Origin of the sequence: Pseudorhodoferax sp. Leaf274 (genome assembly GCF_001422445.1) — a bacterium.
Taxonomy (GTDB): domain Bacteria; phylum Pseudomonadota; class Gammaproteobacteria; order Burkholderiales; family Burkholderiaceae_C; genus Pseudorhodoferax.
This window is the reverse complement of record NZ_LMNA01000027.1, coordinates 250,784-269,093: the sequence shown is the minus strand read 5'-3', so window position 1 is coordinate 269,093 and position 18,310 is coordinate 250,784. Positions and strand designations below refer to the sequence as shown.

General features: G+C 71.6%; 13 protein-coding genes. 4 read left to right on the top strand and 9 right to left on the bottom strand.

Annotated features, from left to right (window positions below; genetic code table 11):
* Nucleotides 1-59 precede the first annotated feature (59 nt).
* On the top strand, nt 60-395 hold the full coding sequence (locus tag ASF44_RS23545) for a hypothetical protein (protein WP_056901681.1): 336 nt from the start codon (nt 60-62) through the stop codon (nt 393-395).
* A 133-nt stretch (nt 396-528) separates the two neighbouring features.
* Nucleotides 529-2,910: a glucose/quinate/shikimate family membrane-bound PQQ-dependent dehydrogenase gene (locus tag ASF44_RS23540; protein WP_056901680.1), complete on the top strand. Its 2,382-nt coding sequence runs from the start codon at nt 529-531 to the stop codon at nt 2,908-2,910.
* Between the two features lie 28 nt (nt 2,911-2,938).
* On the opposite strand, the gene ASF44_RS23535 is transcribed toward ASF44_RS23540, so the two are convergent.
* Nucleotides 2,939-3,166, bottom strand: a complete 228-nt coding sequence (locus ASF44_RS23535; RefSeq protein WP_056901679.1) for a hypothetical protein — start codon at nt 3,164-3,166, stop codon at nt 2,939-2,941.
* Between the two features lie 83 nt (nt 3,167-3,249).
* Between ASF44_RS23535 and ASF44_RS23530 the strand changes: the two genes are divergently transcribed.
* Nucleotides 3,250-3,567, top strand: coding sequence for a DUF6172 family protein (locus tag ASF44_RS23530; RefSeq protein ID WP_056901678.1), 318 nt, complete (start codon nt 3,250-3,252; stop codon nt 3,565-3,567).
* A gap of 6 nt (nt 3,568-3,573) precedes the next feature.
* Here the strand turns inward: ASF44_RS23530 and ASF44_RS23525 are convergent, their stop codons facing one another.
* The 7 genes from ASF44_RS23525 to ASF44_RS23495 form a co-directional block, all read right to left on the bottom strand.
* Nucleotides 3,574-4,710, bottom strand: coding sequence for an iron-containing alcohol dehydrogenase (locus tag ASF44_RS23525; RefSeq protein ID WP_056901677.1), 1,137 nt, complete (start codon nt 4,708-4,710; stop codon nt 3,574-3,576).
* Nucleotides 4,711-4,807: 97 nt separating this feature from the next.
* Nucleotides 4,808-5,848, bottom strand: coding sequence for a VWA domain-containing protein (locus tag ASF44_RS23520; protein ID WP_235579320.1), 1,041 nt, complete (start codon nt 5,846-5,848; stop codon nt 4,808-4,810).
* Nucleotides 5,849-6,015: 167 nt separating this feature from the next.
* Complete coding sequence (locus ASF44_RS32625) at nt 6,016-8,136, bottom strand: carboxypeptidase regulatory-like domain-containing protein (RefSeq protein WP_156374640.1); 2,121 nt, start codon at nt 8,134-8,136, stop codon at nt 6,016-6,018.
* Between the two features lie 102 nt (nt 8,137-8,238).
* Nucleotides 8,239-9,246 (bottom strand): tripartite tricarboxylate transporter substrate binding protein, encoded by a 1,008-nt coding sequence (locus tag ASF44_RS23510; RefSeq protein ID WP_056901675.1) that lies wholly within the window; start codon nt 9,244-9,246, stop codon nt 8,239-8,241.
* Nucleotides 9,247-9,293: 47 nt separating this feature from the next.
* Complete coding sequence (locus ASF44_RS23505) at nt 9,294-11,759, bottom strand: CoA transferase (RefSeq protein ID WP_056901773.1); 2,466 nt, start codon at nt 11,757-11,759, stop codon at nt 9,294-9,296.
* An 11-nt stretch (nt 11,760-11,770) separates the two neighbouring features.
* Nucleotides 11,771-15,079, bottom strand: coding sequence for a carboxyl transferase domain-containing protein (locus ASF44_RS23500; protein WP_056901674.1), 3,309 nt, complete (start codon nt 15,077-15,079; stop codon nt 11,771-11,773).
* 38 nt (nt 15,080-15,117) lie between these two features.
* Nucleotides 15,118-15,552, bottom strand: a complete 435-nt coding sequence (locus ASF44_RS23495) for a PaaI family thioesterase (RefSeq protein ID WP_056901673.1) — start codon at nt 15,550-15,552, stop codon at nt 15,118-15,120.
* Nucleotides 15,553-15,665: 113 nt separating this feature from the next.
* Between ASF44_RS23495 and ASF44_RS23490 the strand changes: the two genes are divergently transcribed.
* A complete protein-coding gene (locus tag ASF44_RS23490) occupies nt 15,666-17,267 on the top strand; it encodes a sigma-54-dependent Fis family transcriptional regulator (RefSeq protein WP_056901672.1) in 1,602 nt (533 codons plus the stop codon).
* Here the strand turns inward: ASF44_RS23490 and ASF44_RS23485 are convergent.
* On the bottom strand, nt 17,249-18,304 hold the full coding sequence (locus tag ASF44_RS23485; protein ID WP_235579319.1) for an amino acid ABC transporter permease: 1,056 nt from the start codon (nt 18,302-18,304) through the stop codon (nt 17,249-17,251). The genes ASF44_RS23490 and ASF44_RS23485 overlap by 19 nt on opposite strands.
* Between the last annotated feature and the right edge of the window lie 6 nt (nt 18,305-18,310).

Below are 18,310 nucleotides of genomic sequence, written 5' to 3'. Positions count from 1 at the left end.
GATGCGGGTGTCACATGCCGCCCGCACCATGGGCCTCTTCGCCACCCTGGAGCCTTTCCATGCCGCACGCACCCAGCTTTGCCCAGATGCTCGCCGCCGCCGACTTGGCCGACGGTTTCATCGCCGAGATTCTCGACGCCGACCCCGCCTTGCTGGTCGGCAAGGTGGCCGACCAGGACAACAAGGACATCGCCAGGTCGGCGCGCAAGCTGGCCGAGTTCCGCAAGCACCTGATCGACGCGCTGGCCCAGCAGCCGCTGGGTGGCGTCGATGCCGATGACGATGACGCCTACGCCGAAGAAGAGGACGAAGAGGAAGACGATGAACAGGAAGACGACGTGCAAGCCCTGGACGAGCTGCCCGCGCCGGCCAAGGCCCGCGGCAAGCGCGGCTGACGGCAGCCGCCCTGTTGCCAGGGCGGTCTCCGCAGGGGTGAATAAGGGTTAACCCTCAGTTTTGCGAGAATGCCGGGCTCGCCGCAGCGGCCGCACCGCGCCGCTGCATGCTCTGCAAGCACCCGACATTCCGATGACAGACACCGAACAACAACACCGGGGCCGCCGCTGGCCCCTCGTCGCGCTGGGCGCGCTCACGCTCCTGATGGGCGCCTTCCTGGCCGTCGGCGGCGCCTGGCTTGCCAGCCTGGGCGGCAGCTGGTACTTCGTGCTGGCCGGCATCGCGCTGCTGGCCAGTGGTTTCCTGGTCGTGCGGCGCAACCCGGCCGGCGCCTGGCTGTTCGCGCTGGCCTTGGTGGGCACCGCCTTCTGGGCGCTGGTCGACGTGGGCCTGCGCTTTTGGCCGCTGGTCTCGCGCCTCGTGGCCTTCGGCGTGCTGGGCGTGCTGATGGCGCTGGCCTATCCGGCGCTGGTCCGCGCCGCGGGTGGCCGGCCCGGCAAGGGCGCCTACGCGGTGGCCGCCGTGCTGGTGGCCGCGCTCGTCGCCACGGGCGGCTACGCCTTCGTGCCCATGCCCGTCGTCGCAGCGCAGAACCCGGCGCAAGCGGCCACGCCCGTGGCGCCCGGCGCCGCGCAAAAGGACTGGCTGCACTGGGGCAACACCACCGCCGGCAGCCGCTTCGCGGCGCTGGACCAGATCACGCGCGCCAACGTGGGCGAGCTGCAGGTGGCCTGGACGGCCCATACCGGCGATGTGCCGCAGAGCACCGGCGCGGGCGCCGAAGACCAGAACACACCGCTGCAGGTGGGCGACACGGTCTACGTCTGCACCGCCTACGGCCGCGTGCTGGCGCTGGACGCCGACACCGGCGCCGAGCGCTGGAAGTTCGACCCGCAGGCCAAGGCCCCCAATTGGCAGCGCTGCCGCGGCCTGGGCTACTTCGACCAGGACGCCGAGGCGCCCGTTGCCACCGCGCAGCCGGCGGCCGTCTGCCGCCAGCGCCTGTTCCTGCCCACGCTGGATGCGCGCCTGATCGCCATCGACGCCAAGACCGGCAAGCCCTGCGCCGATTTCGGCAAGGACGGCACGGTCGACCTGTCGGTCGGTATGGGCGACATCAAGTTCGGCTGGTACCAGCAGACGTCCACGCCGCTGGTCGCCGGCCGCATGGTCGTCGTGGGCGGCCGCGTGGCCGACAACTGGTCGGTCGACGAGCCGCCCGGCGTGGTGCGCGCCTTCGACGTGGTCACGGGTGAACTCACCTGGGCCTGGGATTCGGGCAACCCCGCCATCACCAGGCTGCCGCCCGAGGGCCAGACCTACACGCGCGGCTCGCCCAACGTCTGGGCCGCGATGTCGTATGACGCCAAGCTGGGCCTGGTCTACCTGCCCACGGGCAACGCCACGCCCGACTTCTGGGGCGCGCACCGCACGCCCGAGGAGGAGAAGTACAGCTCGTCCATCGTGGCGCTGGAGGCCGCCACCGGCCGCGTGCGCTGGCACTTCCAGACCACGCACCACGACCTGTGGGACTTCGACCTGCCGTCCCAGCCGCTGCTGATCGACGTGCCCAACGCCCAGGGCGGCACCGATCCGGCACTGGTGCAGACCACCAAGCAGGGCGAGATCTTCATGCTGAACCGCGAGACCGGCGTGCCGCTGGCCGAGGTGCAGGAAAAGCCCGTGCCGCAGGGCAATCTGCCGGGCGAGCGCTATGCGCCCACGCAGCCGTTCTCGGTCGGCATGCCGTCGATCGGCAACACCACGCTGGTGGAGTCCGACATGTGGGGCGCCACGCCGTTCGACCAGCTGCTGTGCCGCATCAGCTTCAAGGGCATGCGCAGCGAAGGCGTCTACACCCCGCCGGGCCTGGACCACGCGCTGCAGATGCCGGGCTCGCTGGGCGGCATGAACTGGGGTAGCGTGTCGGTGGACCCGACCACGCACACCATGTTCGTCAACGACATGCGCCTGGGCCTGGCCAACTACATGATCCCGCGCGAGAAGATGCCCAAGAACGCCAGCGGCATCGAGATGGGCGCCGTGCCGCAGGAAGGCACGCCGTATGGCGCCATGCGCCAGCGCTTCCTGTCGCAGCTGGGCATCCCGTGCCAGGCGCCGCCGTTCGGCACGATGTCGGCCATCGACCTCAAGAGCCGCCAGCTGCTGTGGCAGGTGCCGGTCGGCACGGTGCAGGACACCGGCCCGCTGGGCATCAAGATGCGCCTGCCGATCCCTATCGGCATGCCCACGCTGGGGCCGTCGCTGGCCACGCAGTCGGGCCTGGTGTTCTTCGCCGGCACGCAGGACTACTACCTGCGCGCCTTCGACAGCGCCAGCGGCAAGGAAGTCTGGAAGGCCCGCCTGCCGGTGGGCAGCCAGGGCGGCCCGATGACCTATGTGTCGCCCAAGAGCGGGCGCCAGTACGTGCTGATCACGGCAGGCGGTGCGCGCCAGTCGCCCGACCGCGGCGACTACGTGATCGCCTACGCGCTGCCGGGCAGCGGGCAGTAGGCCAGCCGCCAGGCCCTGGGTGCAGGGCTCAGGGCGAGCGGTGCAGCCGCGGCGCCGACAGCAGCGCCAGGTTGTCGGTGATGGCCGCGTCCACGCGTGGATAGCGGCCCTTCATCTTCGACAGCGTCATGATGGTCTGCAGCGCCTGCAGGTCCTTGAGCGTCGGCGCCACCTTGATCTGCGCAATGGCCGCGCTCTGGTTGCCGCCGTTGATCAATGCCATCAGCTTGCTGGACCAGTCGTTTGCGCGTGCCATGTCTTTCACCTGCCTTCGTCGAGGGCGCCAACTGTACTGCGCCTTGCTGCGAAGCCGGTGCGCCACGAGGGTTACGATCACCCATGAGAAAAACATTCCCGCTCCAGGTCGAGGGCAAGCACCCCGACCGCCTGCTCGACGCCACCAAGCACGAGATCCGCAAGTACATCAAGCGCGAACGCCGCCGCGAGCTGCCCGAAGGCGCGGACTTCTGGGACTTCGACTGCCGCTTCGGCGCGGACGAGGCATCGTCCGGCATCGTGCACCTGTCGGACATCACCGGCCTCATCGATGGTGTGGTGAAGGACGGCGGCCAGCAGTTCTACGTCGAGATCCTGGCCAAGCCTGCCAAGCGCCAGCCGCGGCCTGCGGGCGAGCCGAAGGCGCCGGACCTGGACTGAAAGGCGCTACATCGCGCTGTCCAGCATCGCGCGGTAGTCCTCGCGCGTGGCCAGGCGCGGGTTGGTCTTGTGGCAGTGGTCGGCCATCGCGCCGTCGATGATCTGCTCGAACAGGGCGGAGGTCACGCCCACCTCCGCCAGGCCCTTGGGCAAGCCCAGGCGCGCGTTCATGTCGCGGATCGCCTCGCCGATGTCGCCAGGCCCGTCCAGGTGCATGGCCTGCGCCATGCGCTGCAGGCGGGCATCCTTCTGCACCGATTCCGCACCCGCATTGAAGGCCACCACGGACGGCAGGAACAGCGCGTTGAGCGTGCCGTGGTGCAGCCGCGGGTCGACCCCGCCCAGGCTGTGCGACAGGCTGTGCACGCAGCCCAGCCCCTTCTGGAACGCCATGGCGCCCTGCATCGAGGCGCTCATGAGGTTGAGCCGCGCTTCGCGGTCGCCGCCGTCGGTGGTGGCACGCTCGATGTGGCCCCAGGCGCGCTCCAGCCCGTCCAGCGCGATGCCGTCGGCCGGCGGGTTGAAGGCGGCCGACATGAAGGTCTCCATGCAGTGCGCGATCGCGTCCATGCCGGTGGCAGCCGTCAGCTTGGGCGGCAGGCCCAGCGTGAGTTCGGGGTCGCAGATGGCGGCCTTGGGCATCAGCGACCAGCTGTGGAAACCCAGCTTGCGGTGGTCGTCCACGATGATGATGGCGCCGCGTGCCACTTCGCTGCCGGTGCCGCTGGTGGTGGGCACGGCGATCAGGGGCGCCGCCGCCTCGGTGATGCGTGGCGAACCGCCCTCGATGGTGGCGTAGTGCTTGAGCGGGCCCTCGTGCGTGGCGGCGATGGCCACGCCCTTGGCGCAGTCGATGGACGAGCCGCCGCCCACGGCGATCAGGCCGTCGCAGCGGCCCTGCCGGTACAGCGCGACCGCGGCGCGCACCGATGCCTCCGTCGGGTTGGAGGGCGTCTCGTCGAACACGGTGACGGGCAGGTCGCCCAGCGCGTCCAGCGCCTTCTGCAGGATGCCGGCGGCGCGCACGCCGGCGTCGGTCACGACCAGCGGGCGCGTGATGCCGATGCGCTTGCACTCTTCGGACAGCAGGCGGATGGCGCCGAAGTCGAACTGGATCTGGGTCAGGTACTGGATCAGGGCCATGGGGATGTGCGTGTGGCGTGGAAGACCGGGCAATCTATCAAAAGCACCCGGCCGCCGTGCATAGCGGCATCCCTTGCTTCGTCGCGCTGGCGACCTTTCACGCCACCCTTTGGCACCACAGCAGCGACAGCAGCGCCGCACCGGCCATCAGCAGCAGCGCGCCCAGCGCGAGCGGGCCGGAGAGTTCGGTCTCGCGCATCTGCACCTGCAGCCGGGCGCCCATCTTCTCGTAGACCTGCAGCAGGCTCTCGGCGCTGCCGGCGCGGAAGTAGTCGCCATGGGCGATGCCCGTCACCTCGCGCAGCATGGCCTCGTCCAGCTGCAGCACCATGGACCAGTCGTCCTGGTCGGCGCCGGGTGCTTCCACCGTGCCCAGGCCCACGGCATGGATGCGCACGCCGCGCGCGGCCGCCATGTCGGCGGCCTGCAACGGGTGCACGCCGAAGTTGCTGCGCCCGTCCGTCAGCAGCACGATGGTGGCGGCCGGCTCGGCGTCGGTCTCCCGGCGCGCCGGCACCGGCTTGGGTGTGGCGCGCGGCGCATGGGCCGTCAGCGGCAGGAAGGCGGCCTCGCCCAGGTCCAAAGCCTCGTTGGGGAACAGCTCGGACAGCGCTGCCACGATGCCGCTGCCCATGGCCGTGCCGTGCTGCAGGTGCAGGGCGTCGATGGCGGCGAGCAGCTTCTCGCGGCTGTAGGTCGGCGGCTGCACCACCTGTGCCGTGCCCGCGAAGCTGACCACGCCCACGCGTGCACCGGCCGGCAGCTGGCGCACGAAGGCCTTGGCGGCTTCGCGCGCGGCGTCGAGCCGGCTCGGCTTGATGTCGTCGGCCTGCATGCTCAGCGACACGTCCACGGCCAGCATCACGGTGGCCTGGTCGGTGGGCAGCGGCAGCGCGGCCTGCGGGCGGGCCGACGCGAACAGCAGCATAGCCAGTGCGGCCAGCAGCAGGGCCGGTGGCAGGTGGCGCCGCCAGGCCCCGCCGGGCAGCATGGCCTGGCGCACCAGGGCCACGTGCGCGTAGCGCAGCACCGGCTGGCGGCGGCTGCGCAGCAGCCAGACGTAGCCCAGCACCAACAGCGGGACGGCCCAGAGCAGCCACAGCAGTTGCGGCCAAAGGAAGTGCAGGGGCTGGATCATGGCGGGCTCCAAGGGTTTACCCTAGTCCATCTAGCAATAACCCTGCCCGCCCACTTCAAACCCGGATGCTGTTTGAAATCCTGGGATCCAGGCCGCTCAATCCGTACGTTCCATGAAAAAAGGGGGCCCATGGCCCCCTTGCCGTGTGCGGCGTCCGCCGCCGAATGTCACTGCAGCTTATACAGCCCGGCCTTTTTGCTCACCTCGAGCTGCTTGGGGTTGCGGGCCCACAGTTCGAGCATGTTGGCGGTGGTGCCCACGGCATAGCGGCCCTGGCCGCCAGCGTCGCAGTGCTTGTCGGCCGAGGTCTGTGCGGAGCAGTAGACGATGGTCTTGCGCGCCGTGCTGGCCACACCCGCGCTGTCGTTGAAGCGCTGGCCGTTCTGGCCTGCGGTCGTGCTGCCGAATGGCGCGCGCCCAAAGATGCCAATGGAGGTCGGCGCCAGCGCCCCCGTCGGCACCGCCCAGGCATCGCCTCCGCCGGGGGTGTCGATGTAGGCCAGATCGGGAACGTCGATGAAGATGTAGCCGTTCGCCTGCGACTGCTGGATGAGGTCGGCACGCGCGGCGGGCGTCAGCTCGGCGAACACGCGGCCGGTGCGGATTTCGCCGATGGTCTCGGCCCGGCGCACCGTGCGGTAGTACTGCACGACATTGGCCACGCTGCTGTCGGCATGGAAGAACTCGATGGTCCAGACGCCGTTGTTGTCCAGTGCTGCGATCTGCTGCTCGGTGTACTGCGGCGTGACATAGACCAGGTTGGGCTCCTTGTCTTGCGGATTGCCGGCCTGTGCGGTGTCGCGGTAGGCGCCGGCCAGCCGCAGCACGGGCGAGCCAGAGGGTGTTACGCCATCCGGTGCGATTGCGAGGTAAGACAACCCCGCGGTCGGCAGCATGGTCAGCGTCAGGCCGATCGGCGTCGTCACCATCACCTTGCTGAAGACCGGCTGGCCATTGGAAGTCCGGTTGTCGATCTGGATGTTGTAGCCCGTGGTGTAGTAGCTGAAGGCTGGCGTGTTGAGCAGATCGCGGTCTTCCGAGACGGGCCGGATCGTGACCGGGTAGGTGTTGCTGTTGCCCACCAGCCGCAGCGTGCCGTCGGCATCGGCGTGCGCGGCGATCTGGTCGAAGTCCTGGTTGCCGGCGCTGTCCACCCACTTGTAGGTGACGATCATGTCGCCGTTGGCGCGGAAGAACTCCACGTCGCCGGCGGTCCACTGCAGGCCGGTGGCGCCGGAGCGGAACAGGCTGGCGAAGGCCCCACTGTTGTTGGCGTTGCGGCCCACGCCAACCTTGTTGGAAATGAAGGTGGCGGGGTCGCTGTTCTGGAACAGGCCGCGGCAGACCGCGGCCTTCACATTGGCGGCGGTGCCGATGGCACTGACCGTGTCGCTGCTCGCGCTGTCGACGCGCTGCGTCAGCGGCAGTGCGTAGCAGGCATTCAGCCGCGCGAACAGGTCGGCCACCTTGGTCGGAGCAGGCACTGGCGCGAGTGCTGCGACGACGGCGGTGGAGACTGTCGGCAGGCTCGTGTCGCTGCTGCTGAACTTGAGCGGCTCGGGCTGGGCGCCCGCGCTGGTCGGAAGGGTCTTGACCGTCACCTCGATGTTGGCCGCCGTGCCGCTGGGCTGCACGGTCACGGAGATGCTGTCGAGCAGCTTGTCCTGTCCGGTGCCATCGGCGGTCAGCGCACCCGCGAGCGGGTCGATCGTCAGGCCCAGGGCGGTGAGCAGCGGTTGCAAGGCGGCAACCAGGGCCGTGGACTGCGCCTGCAACGCCGCGGCCGTGACCGACTGGGGCGAGGCGGCCAGCTTGGACGGATCGCCGTTGGGTGCCAGCCGCGCGGTGATGATGGTCGTCAGCGGCGTGACGTTGGCGCGCACGTCGCCGGTGGTGGCCGTGGCGCTGTAGAGCACCTGGTCGTCCTTGACCGCGCGCAGCACCAGCGGCCGCGCCACGGTGGGTGCCAGCGTGCAGGTGAAGCTGCCGTCGGCGCCGGTGGTCGTGTCGCAGACCGTGGCGCCGCTGGCGTCGGTCACCTGCAGCGCGGCGCCGGCGAACGGCGCCCCGGTGGCCGCCGTGCCGGTCAGCGTGGTGGCGACGGCGGGAGCCGGTGCAGGTGCAGGTGCCGGCGCAGGTGCCGGCGCCGGCGCGGCCGCCTCGTTGTCGTCACCGCCGCCGCCGCAGGCGGCAAGCGCCGCTGCGGCCCCGATGCTGGCGAATGCCCAGCGCAGTCGGTTGGAGATGGGGCTGCGCAGCGCAGCCTGTGTGGGAACCCGGTGTGTCATGGTCACTCCTCCTCGCATGGATGTTGCAAAGCGCGACGCAGTGTCACGGGAGCGCTCATGGCGCCGCATCATCCATATGGACGATGGTGCGGCGCGGCAGTTTCAATCCAGCGCGATGCCTTCCGCCTGGATCACGGCCCCCCAGGCCGGCACCTCGGCCGCGATGCGTTTGGCGAAGGTGGCCGGGTCGCGCATCGTGAGTTCGCCCTGCGCGCCCAGGGCTGCCTTGGCCTTGGCATCGGCCAGCAGGCCCTGCGCGGCGTTGTTGAGTTTTGCGACGATCTGCGGCGGCGTGCCGGCGGGCGCCAGCAGGCCGATCCAGAAGGCCACGTTGAAGTCGGCGATGCCAGCCTGCTCCATGGTGGGCACGTCGGGCAGCTGCGCCAGCCGCTGCGGCGAGGTCACGGCCAGCGCCTTGAGCTTGCCGGCCTGGATGTGGGGCACCGCGGTCAGCACGTCGAACGCGCTGTTGAGTTCGCCGGCGATGGTGGCCAGCTGCGCCTGCGCCGTGCTCTTGTAGGGCACGTGCGTGGTGCTGATCTTGGTGCGGTTGCTCAGCATCGCGTAGCTCAGGTGGGCGATGTTGCCGGCGCCGGGCGAGCCGTAGCTCACCGCGCCCGGGTTGCGGCGCGAGAACTGCACGATGTCGCCCACGGTGGCGATGCCGTTCTTCTGCGCCCACTCGGGGTTGACCGTGAGGATGAAGGGCGCCTCCAGCACCATGGTCACGGGCGCGAGGTCGGCCGTCTTGTAGCTGAGCTTGCGGTAGAGCTGCGGGTTGATCGTGATGCTGCTGGAGTTGGTCAGCAGCAGCGTGTAGCCGTCCGGCGCGGCGCGCGCGGCCTCGGACACGCCGATCACGCCGTTGGCGCCGACCTTGTTCTCCACCACCACGGGCTGGCCCAGCGAGCGGCTCAACGTGTCGGACACCACGCGCGCCACGGTGTCCGTGAACGAGCCGGCCGGGAAGGGCACGATCATGCGGATCGGCTTGTGGGGCCAGGCGGCGTCCTGGGCATGCGCCGGCACGGCCGCCGCGCAGGCCAGCGCGAGTGCCAGGTGCAGCGCTGCGCGGCGCGTGGTGCGGGAAGGAAATTGGGCTTGTCTCATCTCGGTCTCCTTGGGGTTTGTGTTGTGCGGTGGGTGGTTGGCGGTTTTCAGGCGGCGGGTCGGCCGGCCTTGGGCCGCGCACTTCGGCCCGTGATGCCTTGCCGTTCCAGTGTGTCCAGTTGCGCCGGCGTGAGGCCCAGCCGTTCGGCCAGCACCTGGGCCGTGTGCTCGCCCAGCGTGGGCGCCACCTGGCGGATCGGCAGCGGCCGGCCGCCCTGGCCGGCATCGCGGTAGGGCGCGCTGCCGCTCAGGTACCGGCCCACGTGCGTACGCTCCAGCTGCTGCCAGAAGCCGCGTGCGCGCAGGTGGGGGTCGTCCATGAGGTGGGGGATGGAGCGCACCACGCCGGCGCTGACGCCGGCCTGCTGCAGCTGCTGCATGGCCATGTCGGCGCTGCGCGTGGCGGTCCAGGCCGCGATGGCGGCGTCCAGCCGTTCCTGCGCTTCGCGCCGCCCCGGCGCGTGCGCGAGGCCGGCATCGGCGGCCAGGTCGGGGCGGCCGAGCGCGCCGCATAGCGCCTGCCATTGCCCGTCGTCGCGCACGCTCACGACGAGCCAGTCGTCCGGCCCCGCGCAGCGCCAGCAGCCGTGCGGCGCGTGCAGCGGGTGGCGGTTGCCCTGCCGCGCGGCCACCGCGCCGTGCACCGACTGCTCCAGCACGAACGGCGCGGCCATGGGCAGCATGGCCTCGACCTGCGACAGGTTCAGGTGCATGCCGCGGCCGGTGTCCCGCTGCACGCACAGCGCCAGCAGTAGGGCTGCGCCCGCGTTGAGCCCGCCGACCGGATCGCCGTACGCGTACGAGGTCATGGCCGGCGGCCCGTCGGCATGGCCGGTGCACAGCGGCAGGCCGGTCGCCTGCTCCAGCGTGCCGCCGTAGGCGCGCGTGTCGCTCCAGGCATTGCCCAGGCCGAAGGCCGGCATTGAGACCATGACCAGGCGCGGGTTGACAGCTTGCAGCGCCGCGTAGTCCAGCCCCAGCTTGGGCAGCACCTCGGCCGAGTAGTTCTCGATCACCGCATCGGCCTGGGCCACGAGCTGCAGCAGCAGCTGCCGGCCCTCGTCGCGCGCCAGGTCCAGCGTGATGCCCTGCTTGTTACGGTTCATCAGGTTGAAGTTCGAATTCTTCTCGTACAGCCGCTCGCGGTAAAACGCCTCGGTGAAGTTGGCGCCGCGCCACCAGTCGGGGTAGACGGCGCTCTCGACCTTGATGACCCGCGCCCCCAGGTCGGCCGCCGTGCGCGCGGCCAGCGGGCCGGCCCAGCCCATGGTCAGGTCGACGATGGTGGTGCCGGCCAGCGGCAGGCCTTGTGCATTGCCGGCCGGCGGTGACGGTGCCCGGGCCGTTGGCCGGTCCAGGCCCGCGCCGCGGTAGTGCGCATCGTCGGCACCGCGCGCAGGCGCCGCGCCGCCGCGCAGCGGCCCGGCTGCGCCCAGCCGCAGCGGGACGATGGGGCCTTCGCAGTGCGCAGCGCCGCTGTGCACGGGCACGAAGGCGTGGCGCTGGCGGTGCACGTCCTGCGCCAGCAGCGCGGCCATGGTCGGCACCAGCACGGTGGGGTGCTTGCGCGCGCCCAGGTCCTCGAACCACTGCTGCGCCGTGCGCGTGCGCAAGGCGGCCTGCAGCATCGCGTCGATCTCGTCGGCCCGCGCCATGCGTTCGGCGCCGTTGGCATAGCGCGGGTCGTGCGCCAGCTCGGGCCGGCCGATGGCCTCGCACAGCGCCGCCCACTGCGCCAGCGTGTGCGTGAAGATGCCGATCCAGCCGTCGGCCGTGGCGTAGATGCCGGTGGGGTGCGTGCCGCAGAAGCGGTTCACGCCCAGGCGCGGCGCGTGCCGGCCGTCCTGCACCATGCCGGATTCCATCTCCACGGTGCCGAACACCGCCTCATGGATGCTCAGCACGTAGCGGCGGCTTCCATCGGCGCGGCCGATCCACGCCGCCACGGCCGCCGAGAACGCGGCCAGGCCGGCGGCGATGCCGGTCTGCAGTTCGTGCGGCATGTGCGGCGGGCCCTCCACGGGGCCGCTGTTGAAGACGGCCCCCGACAGTGCACGGCACACGGCCTCCGAGCCCGCGTAGCCGCTGTACGGCCCGTCTTCGCCGAACCAGGTGAAGACGATCTCCACGGGCACCGGCGTCGCGCCAGCGATGGGCTGGGCCAGCACTGCAAGCCCTTCATCGAGCGCGCGCGCATCGAGCACCACGTCGCAGCCCTGCGCCAGCTGTTGCAGCCAGACCGCGTCCCGCGCAGGGTCTGCCGTCACGCTGCGCTTGTTGGTGTGCAGCCAGGCCCACAAGGCACTGCGCGGCTCGGGCCCGTCCAGCAGCGGCGGCATGCGCTCCCAGGCATCGCCGGCCGGCGCCTCGACCTTGACCACCTCGGCGCCGAAGTCCGCGAACAGCTTGCCCGTGTAGGCCAGCGCTGGCCCGGTGCCGATCTCCAGCACGCGGAGGCCGCGCAGCGCCAGTTGGGCCGCGTCCGGCGCACGGTCGATGCTGTCTCCCTGCATCGTCACCGCGTTCACCACGCGTCCACGAAGCCGCGGCGCGCACGCTTGCCGCGCACCGCGGCCGAGGCGATGCCCTTGGCGATCCACTGGCGCGTGTGCGCCGGGTCGATCACGGCGTCGATCTCCACCGCCGCGGCGGTCGAAATCGCGTGGCCGCGCTCGTAGGCCTTGGCCACCAGGCTGTCGTACAGCGCGCGGCGCTCGGGGCCGTCGGGCACGGCCTCCAGCTCCTTCTTGAAGCCCAGCGTGATCGCGCCTTCCAGCCCCATGGGGCCGAACTCGCCCGTGGGCCAGGAGACCGTGAAGCTGGCCGAGCGGAAACCGCCACCGGCCATGGCCATGGCGCCCAGGCCGTACCCCTTGCGCAGCGTCACGGCCAGCAGCGCGACGCGCAGCTTGGCCGCGACCAGGAACATGCGCGAGACATGGCGCACCTGGGCCTTGGCTTCGACCTCGGGGCCGACCATGAAGCCGGGCGTGTCGATCAGCGAGACGATGGGCAGGCCGTGCGCATCGCACAGCTGCATGAAGCGGGCCGCCTTGTCGGCCGCGTCCGCATCGATGGCGCCGCCCAGGTGGTGCGGGTTGTTGGCCATGATGCCCACGGGCCGGCCCTCCACGCGCGCCAGCGCGGTGTGGATGCCCAGGCCGAAGCCGCCGCGCAGCATCAGCACGCTGCCGGTGTCGGCGATGCCCTCGATGGCGCGGCGCGTGTCGTACACGCGCAGGCGGTTCTCGGGCACCACCTGGCGCAGCTGCAGCGCATCGGGCGCGCTCCACTGCGCCACCGGGCCCTGGAACATCGACAGGTAGTGCTTGGCCGCCTGCACGGCCTCACCCTCGTTGTCGACCAGCACGTCGATCACGCCGTTGGCGAACTGCACGTGGGCCGGCCCCACGTCCTCGGGCTTGTAGATGCCCAGGCCGCCGCCTTCGATCATGGCCGGGCCGGCCATGCCGATGTTGGCCGAGCGGTCCGCGATGATCACGTCGCAGCAGCCCAGGAAGGCGGCATTGCCCGCGAAGCAGCGGCCCGACACCACGCCCACCACGGGCACCTGGCCGGACAGGTCGGCGAAGGCCGCGAAGGAGGGCTGGTACAGGCCCGAGACCGAGGGAAAGTCCACGTCGCCGGGTCGCCCGCCGCCGCCTTCGGCCAGCAGCACCAGCGGCAGTTCGTCGCGCAGCGCCACCTCCACCAGGCGGTCGGTCTTGATGTGGTTGCGCTTGCCCTGCGTGCCGGCCAGCACGGTGGCGTCGTACGCCATCACGGCGCTCTGCGCGCGTTCCTTGGCGACGAGCGCGCCGTTGATGCTGCCGATGCCGGTGATGAGGCCGTCGGCCGGCGTGTTGGCGATCAGGTCGGCCTGGCTGCGGCGGCTGGCCTGGGCGGCCAGCGCGAGCGCGCCGTACTCCACGAAGCTGTCGGCATCGACGAGGTCGGCCACGTTCTCGCGTGCCGTGCGCTGGCCGCGCGCGCGCCGGCGGGCGACGGCCTCGGGGCGGGCCGCGTCGTAGAGCGGGGCGTGGCGGTCGAGCACGCGCTGCAGGTCGGGGCGGATGGCGTGCGGGTCGAGCGCCTCGGTGGCCTGGGCCGCGGTGGCGTCCGATGCCACGGGCTCCAGCAGCACGAGGATCTGCCCTTCGGCCGCCTGCGCGCCGGTCTCCAGCTGCACGGCCAGCACGCGGCCGCCCGCCGTGGCGGTGACGCTGTGCTCCATCTTCATGGCGTCCAGCACGGCCACGGTCTGGCCGGGTTGCACCAGCGCACCCACGGCCACCGACAGCTCGACCACGCGGCCGCTCAGCGGCGCGCGCACGGCAAGCAGGCCGGCGGGTGCAGCCTGTTCGGCGGGCGCCACGGCCACGGGCGTGGCGGCCTGGGCCAGGCCCGATGCCGCATCGCGCGCCTGCTGTGCTTCGGCGATGGCGGCGGCTGCAGCCAGCAGCTCGGGCGCGATGGCCTCGAAGTGGCGCGTGTGGACGTCCTGCGTGGCGAAGTCCGGCCGCGCCACCAGTGCGCGCAGCAGGTCCAGGTTGGTCGCGATGCCGGCGATGCGGAACTCCGCCAGGCTGCGCTGCAGCCGCCGCACCGCGTCGGCGAAGTGGCTGCTCTGGCTGGTCACGATGAGCTTGGCCAACAGCGTGTCGAAGGCGGGCGGCGGTGCATAGCCGGTGGCGCCGTGGGTGTCCACGCGCACATCCGGGCCGGCCGGCAGCTCGAAGCGCTCGAGCCGGCCGTGCGCGGGCCGGGCCTGGCCCTGCGCATCGCTGGCCTCGGCGTTCACGCGCACCTGGATCGCGAAACCGCGCGGCACGGGCGGCGCGGCCGGGTCCAGGCCCAGCGCGCGCAGGCTGCGGCCGGCGGCCAGGCCCAGCTGCAGCGCGACCAGGTCCACGCCCGTCACCTGCTCGGTGACGGTGTGCTCGACCTGCAGGCGCGGGTTGGCCTCGATGAAGACGAAGCCGGCCTGCTGGCCAGCCGCGTTCTCCTCGACCAGGAATTCGAAGGTGCCGAGGCTCTGGTACTGCACGCGCCGCGCGAGCACTTTGGCCGCACTGGTGATGCGCTCGCGCAGCGCGGCGTCGAGTACCGGGCTGGGCGCGATCTCCACGAGCTTCTGGAAGCGGCGCTGCAGCGTGCAGTCGCGCTCGCCGAGTGCCACCACGTGTTCGCCGTCGCCGGCGATCTGCACCTCGATGTGGCGTGCACGGGCCACCAGGCGCTCGGCGTACAGCGCGTCCACGCCGAAGGCCGTGGCGGCCTCGGAGCGGCAGCGCGCATAGGCCTGCGCCAGGTCGTCGCGGCGGTTCACCACGCGCATGCCGCGCCCGCCGCCGCCGCCCACGGCCTTGATGACGATGCCGGCGCCGCCCTGGTCGTCGAAGAAGCGCGTGATCTCCTCCAACGTCGCGGCGCCGGCCGTGGCCGGCATCACGGGCACCTCGCAGCTGCGCGCCAGCGCGAGCGCGCGGCCCTTGTCGCCGAACAGCGCGAGCTGCTCCACCGTGGGGCCGACGAAGCGGATGCCGGCGTCCGCGCAGGCCTGGGCGAAGTCGGCGCGCTCGCTCAGGAAGCCATAGCCCGGGTGCACGGCGTCGCAGCCCGTGGCCTGCGCGGCGGCCAGCATGGCGGCGATGTCGATGTAGGCCGCCGGGCCGCTGCCGGCCAGCGCATGGGCCTCATCGGCCAGCAGGCGGTGGCGCGAGGCGGCGTCGTCTTGCGAGTACACGGCCACGGTGGCGATGCCGAGGTCGCGCGCAGCGCGCTGCACGCGCAGTGCGATCTCGCCGCGGTTGGCGATGAGCAGCTTGTTCATGGAGTCTCCTGTGTCGTTGTGGTATCGGGGCGGGGCGGTCAGGCGGGTTGCCGCGCCACCAGCTTGAAGACCGCGCGCGCGACGGCCACCACGGTGCCGGCCGCGTCGACGATCTCGCCCTCGCAGAAGGCCAGCGACTTGCCGCGCCGCGTGCAGCGGCCGATCACGGTGAGGTCGGTGCGCGCCGGTTCGTAGAAATGGGTGGTCATGTCGACCGTGATGACGCCCAGGCGCTGCGGGTCGTGGGCGCGCGCGGCGCCGCTCAGCGTGAAGTCGAACGCGCTCATGAGCGTGCCGCCGTGGATGTCTCCGCGGCTGTTGACGAGGTCGGGCCGCATCGCCAACAGGGTGTGGCAGCTGTCGTTGTCCATGCGCAGCGGGCGCAGGCCGATGTGCTGCATGAAGGGGACCTCGATGCCGAAGTAGCTGATCGCGTCGGGCGCAGACGGGGAGGCGGGGTGAGTGCTAGTCATGCCTTCAGCATTGCAGCGACCGTGCCAGGCGTCCAGGCCGTGCTGTCGCCGGTGTTCCTGCCCCAAGTGTCTTCCCTGGCTACAGTGGGCTGTCCTCCGTGTGTTTCTTGTGTATGCCTGAAGAACAGATTTCCGGCGCGTCCCTGGGCGTGTTCGTGCAGCGCCAGGGTGCCGTGGTGGCCGCGCTGGGCCTGGCGGCCGGCGCAGCCGTGCAGCGGGCCCTGGCGGCGGCGTTGGCAGAGGCCGGCGACCGCACGCTGTTCGAGTTGCCGCTGCCCACGGGGCCCGGCATCGCCACCGCCTTGCGTGCGGACGGGCTGGAGATCGTCCTGGTCCGCCCGGCCGACAGCGGCACCACGCTGCTCGATTTCATCGCGGCCGTGCCCTTCGCCTTCGACATCTTCGAGCAGATCCTCAGCGACCCCTACCAGGGCATCACGGTGGCCGACCACACCGGTACCATGCGCTACGTGAGCCCCGTGCACGAGAAGTTCCTGGGCCTGCCGCCGGGCGGCGGCGCCGGCAAGCCCGTGGAGCAGGTGATCCGCAATTCGCGGCTGCGCGCGGTGGTCGAGTCGGGCAAGGCCGAGATCGGCCAGCCGCTGGCCTTCGGCAACGCCGTCACGCGCGTGGTCAACCGCCGGCCCGTGCGGCGCAATGGCCAGGTCATCGGCGCCGTGGGCCAGGTCATGTTCCGCGACACCGAGGCCGTGGCCCAGATGGCGGCCGAGATGCAGCAGCTGCGCACGCAGCTGGAGTTCTACCGCCGCGAGCTCGACGGCCTGCGCGAGACACGCGGTGCCGTGGCCGAACTCGTGGGCGACAGCCAGGCCATGCAGCGGCTGCGCGCCGAGGTGGCGGCCGTGGCGCGGCTTGACGTGCCTGTGCTCGTGCTGGGCGAGAGCGGCACCGGCAAGGAGCTCGTGGTGCGCGCCATCCATGCGCTGGGCCGGCCCGGCCAGGCCCTGGTGAGCCTGAACCTCGCGGCCGTGCCCGACAGCCTGGTCGAGTCCGAGCTGTTCGGCCACGCGGCCGGCGCCTTCACGGGCAGCGCCAAGCAGGGCCGGCCCGGCAAGTTCGAGATGGCCAACGGGGGCACGCTGTTCCTCGACGAGGTGGGCGACATCCCGCTGGACGTGCAGATCAAGCTGCTGCGCGTGCTCGAAGAGCGCGTGGCCGAGCGGCTGGGCAGCCACGCGGCCAAACCGCTGAGCTTTCGGCTGGTGTCGGCCACGCACCGCGACATCGGCGCGCTGATGGCCAGCGGCGCCTTCCGCCACGACCTGTTCTACCGCATCAGCGGCGTGCGGCTGCAGGTGCCGCCGCTGCGCGAGCGGCTGGAGGACATCCCCGCGCTGCTCGGGCATTTCGTTCTGCAGTTCTGCCAGCGCAACGGCCGGCCCGTGCCGCGCATCGATGCCGGCGTGGCGGCCTGGCTCGCGGAGCAACCCTGGCCCGGCAACCTGCGCCAGCTGCGCCACCGCATCGAGGAGGCACTGGTGTTCTCGCCGCTGGAGCGGCTCAGCCTGGAGGCCTTCGACCGGGGCGCGGTGCCACAGGCGGCTGTGGCCACGCCACGGGAAGCGCCCGCACGGCTCAAGGACCACGAGCGCACGGCCGCGCTGCAGACGCTGGCCGCGTGCGGCGGGAACAAGAAGCGCGCGGCCGAGCAGCTCGGCATCTCGCGCTCCTACCTCTACAAGCTCTTGGCGTGATCCGTCGCCAGCCGCCGCTCCAGCCAGGCGCTGTAGCGCGACAGCCCGAAGCACATGCACCAGTACACCAGCGCGATGAACAGGTAGCCCTCCAGGTAGAACGGCCGCCAGACCGGGTCGCCGCCCAGCGCCAGGCCCAGCGCGCCGGTCAGCTCGAACAGGCCGACCACGGTGACCAGCGAGGTGTCCTTGAGCGTGCCCACGGCGTTGTTGGTCAGGGCGGGCACCACCATGCGCAGCGCCTGCGGCAGCACGATGTGGCGCTGCACCTGCCAGCGTGAAAAGCCCATGGCCATGGCGGCGTCGACTTGGCCGCTGGGCACGGCCTGCAGGCCGCCGCGGATGATCTCGGCCAGGTAGGCCGCCACGAACAGCGCCAGCCCGGCCAGCACGCGCAGCAGCACGTCGGGCCGCCAGCCGGCCGGCCACAGCAGCGGCAACAGGTAGGAGGCCATGAACAGCACCGAGATCAGCGGCACGCCGCGCACCAGCTCGATGGTGCCGGCCGACAGCGCACGCGCCGGCAGCCAGGACGAGCGCCGCGCCAGCGCCAGCCCCAGCGCGAGCGGGAAGGCCAGCGCCAGCCCGACCACGGCCAGTCCGATGGTCAGCGGCAGCCCGCCCCAGCGGTTGCTGGGCACGCTGGCCAGGCCCAGCGCGCCGCCGCCCATGAGCAGCACGGTCAGCGCCAGCACCGCCAGCCACAGCGGCGCCAGCCACCAGCGCCAGCTGCGCGGCCAGGCCGACAGCAGCGTGGTGGCCGACAGCAGCACCATGGCCACGGCCGGGCGCCACTGTTCCTCATAGGGGTAGCGGCCGAACAGCAGCGGCCGCCATTTCTCGGCCACCACGCCCCAGCAGGCGCCGTGTTCCAGCGCGCGGCAGGCCGCGGCATCGGGGCGGAACACCGCGTGCAGCAGCGCCCAGTCCAGGGCATGCCAGCCGGCCCAGGCCAGCAGCGCGAGCAGCACGGCCGTGACCAGCGCACGCGCCGGCGAGCCGAACAGCTCGCCGCGCCAGGCGGAGCCGTTGGCCATGCCGGG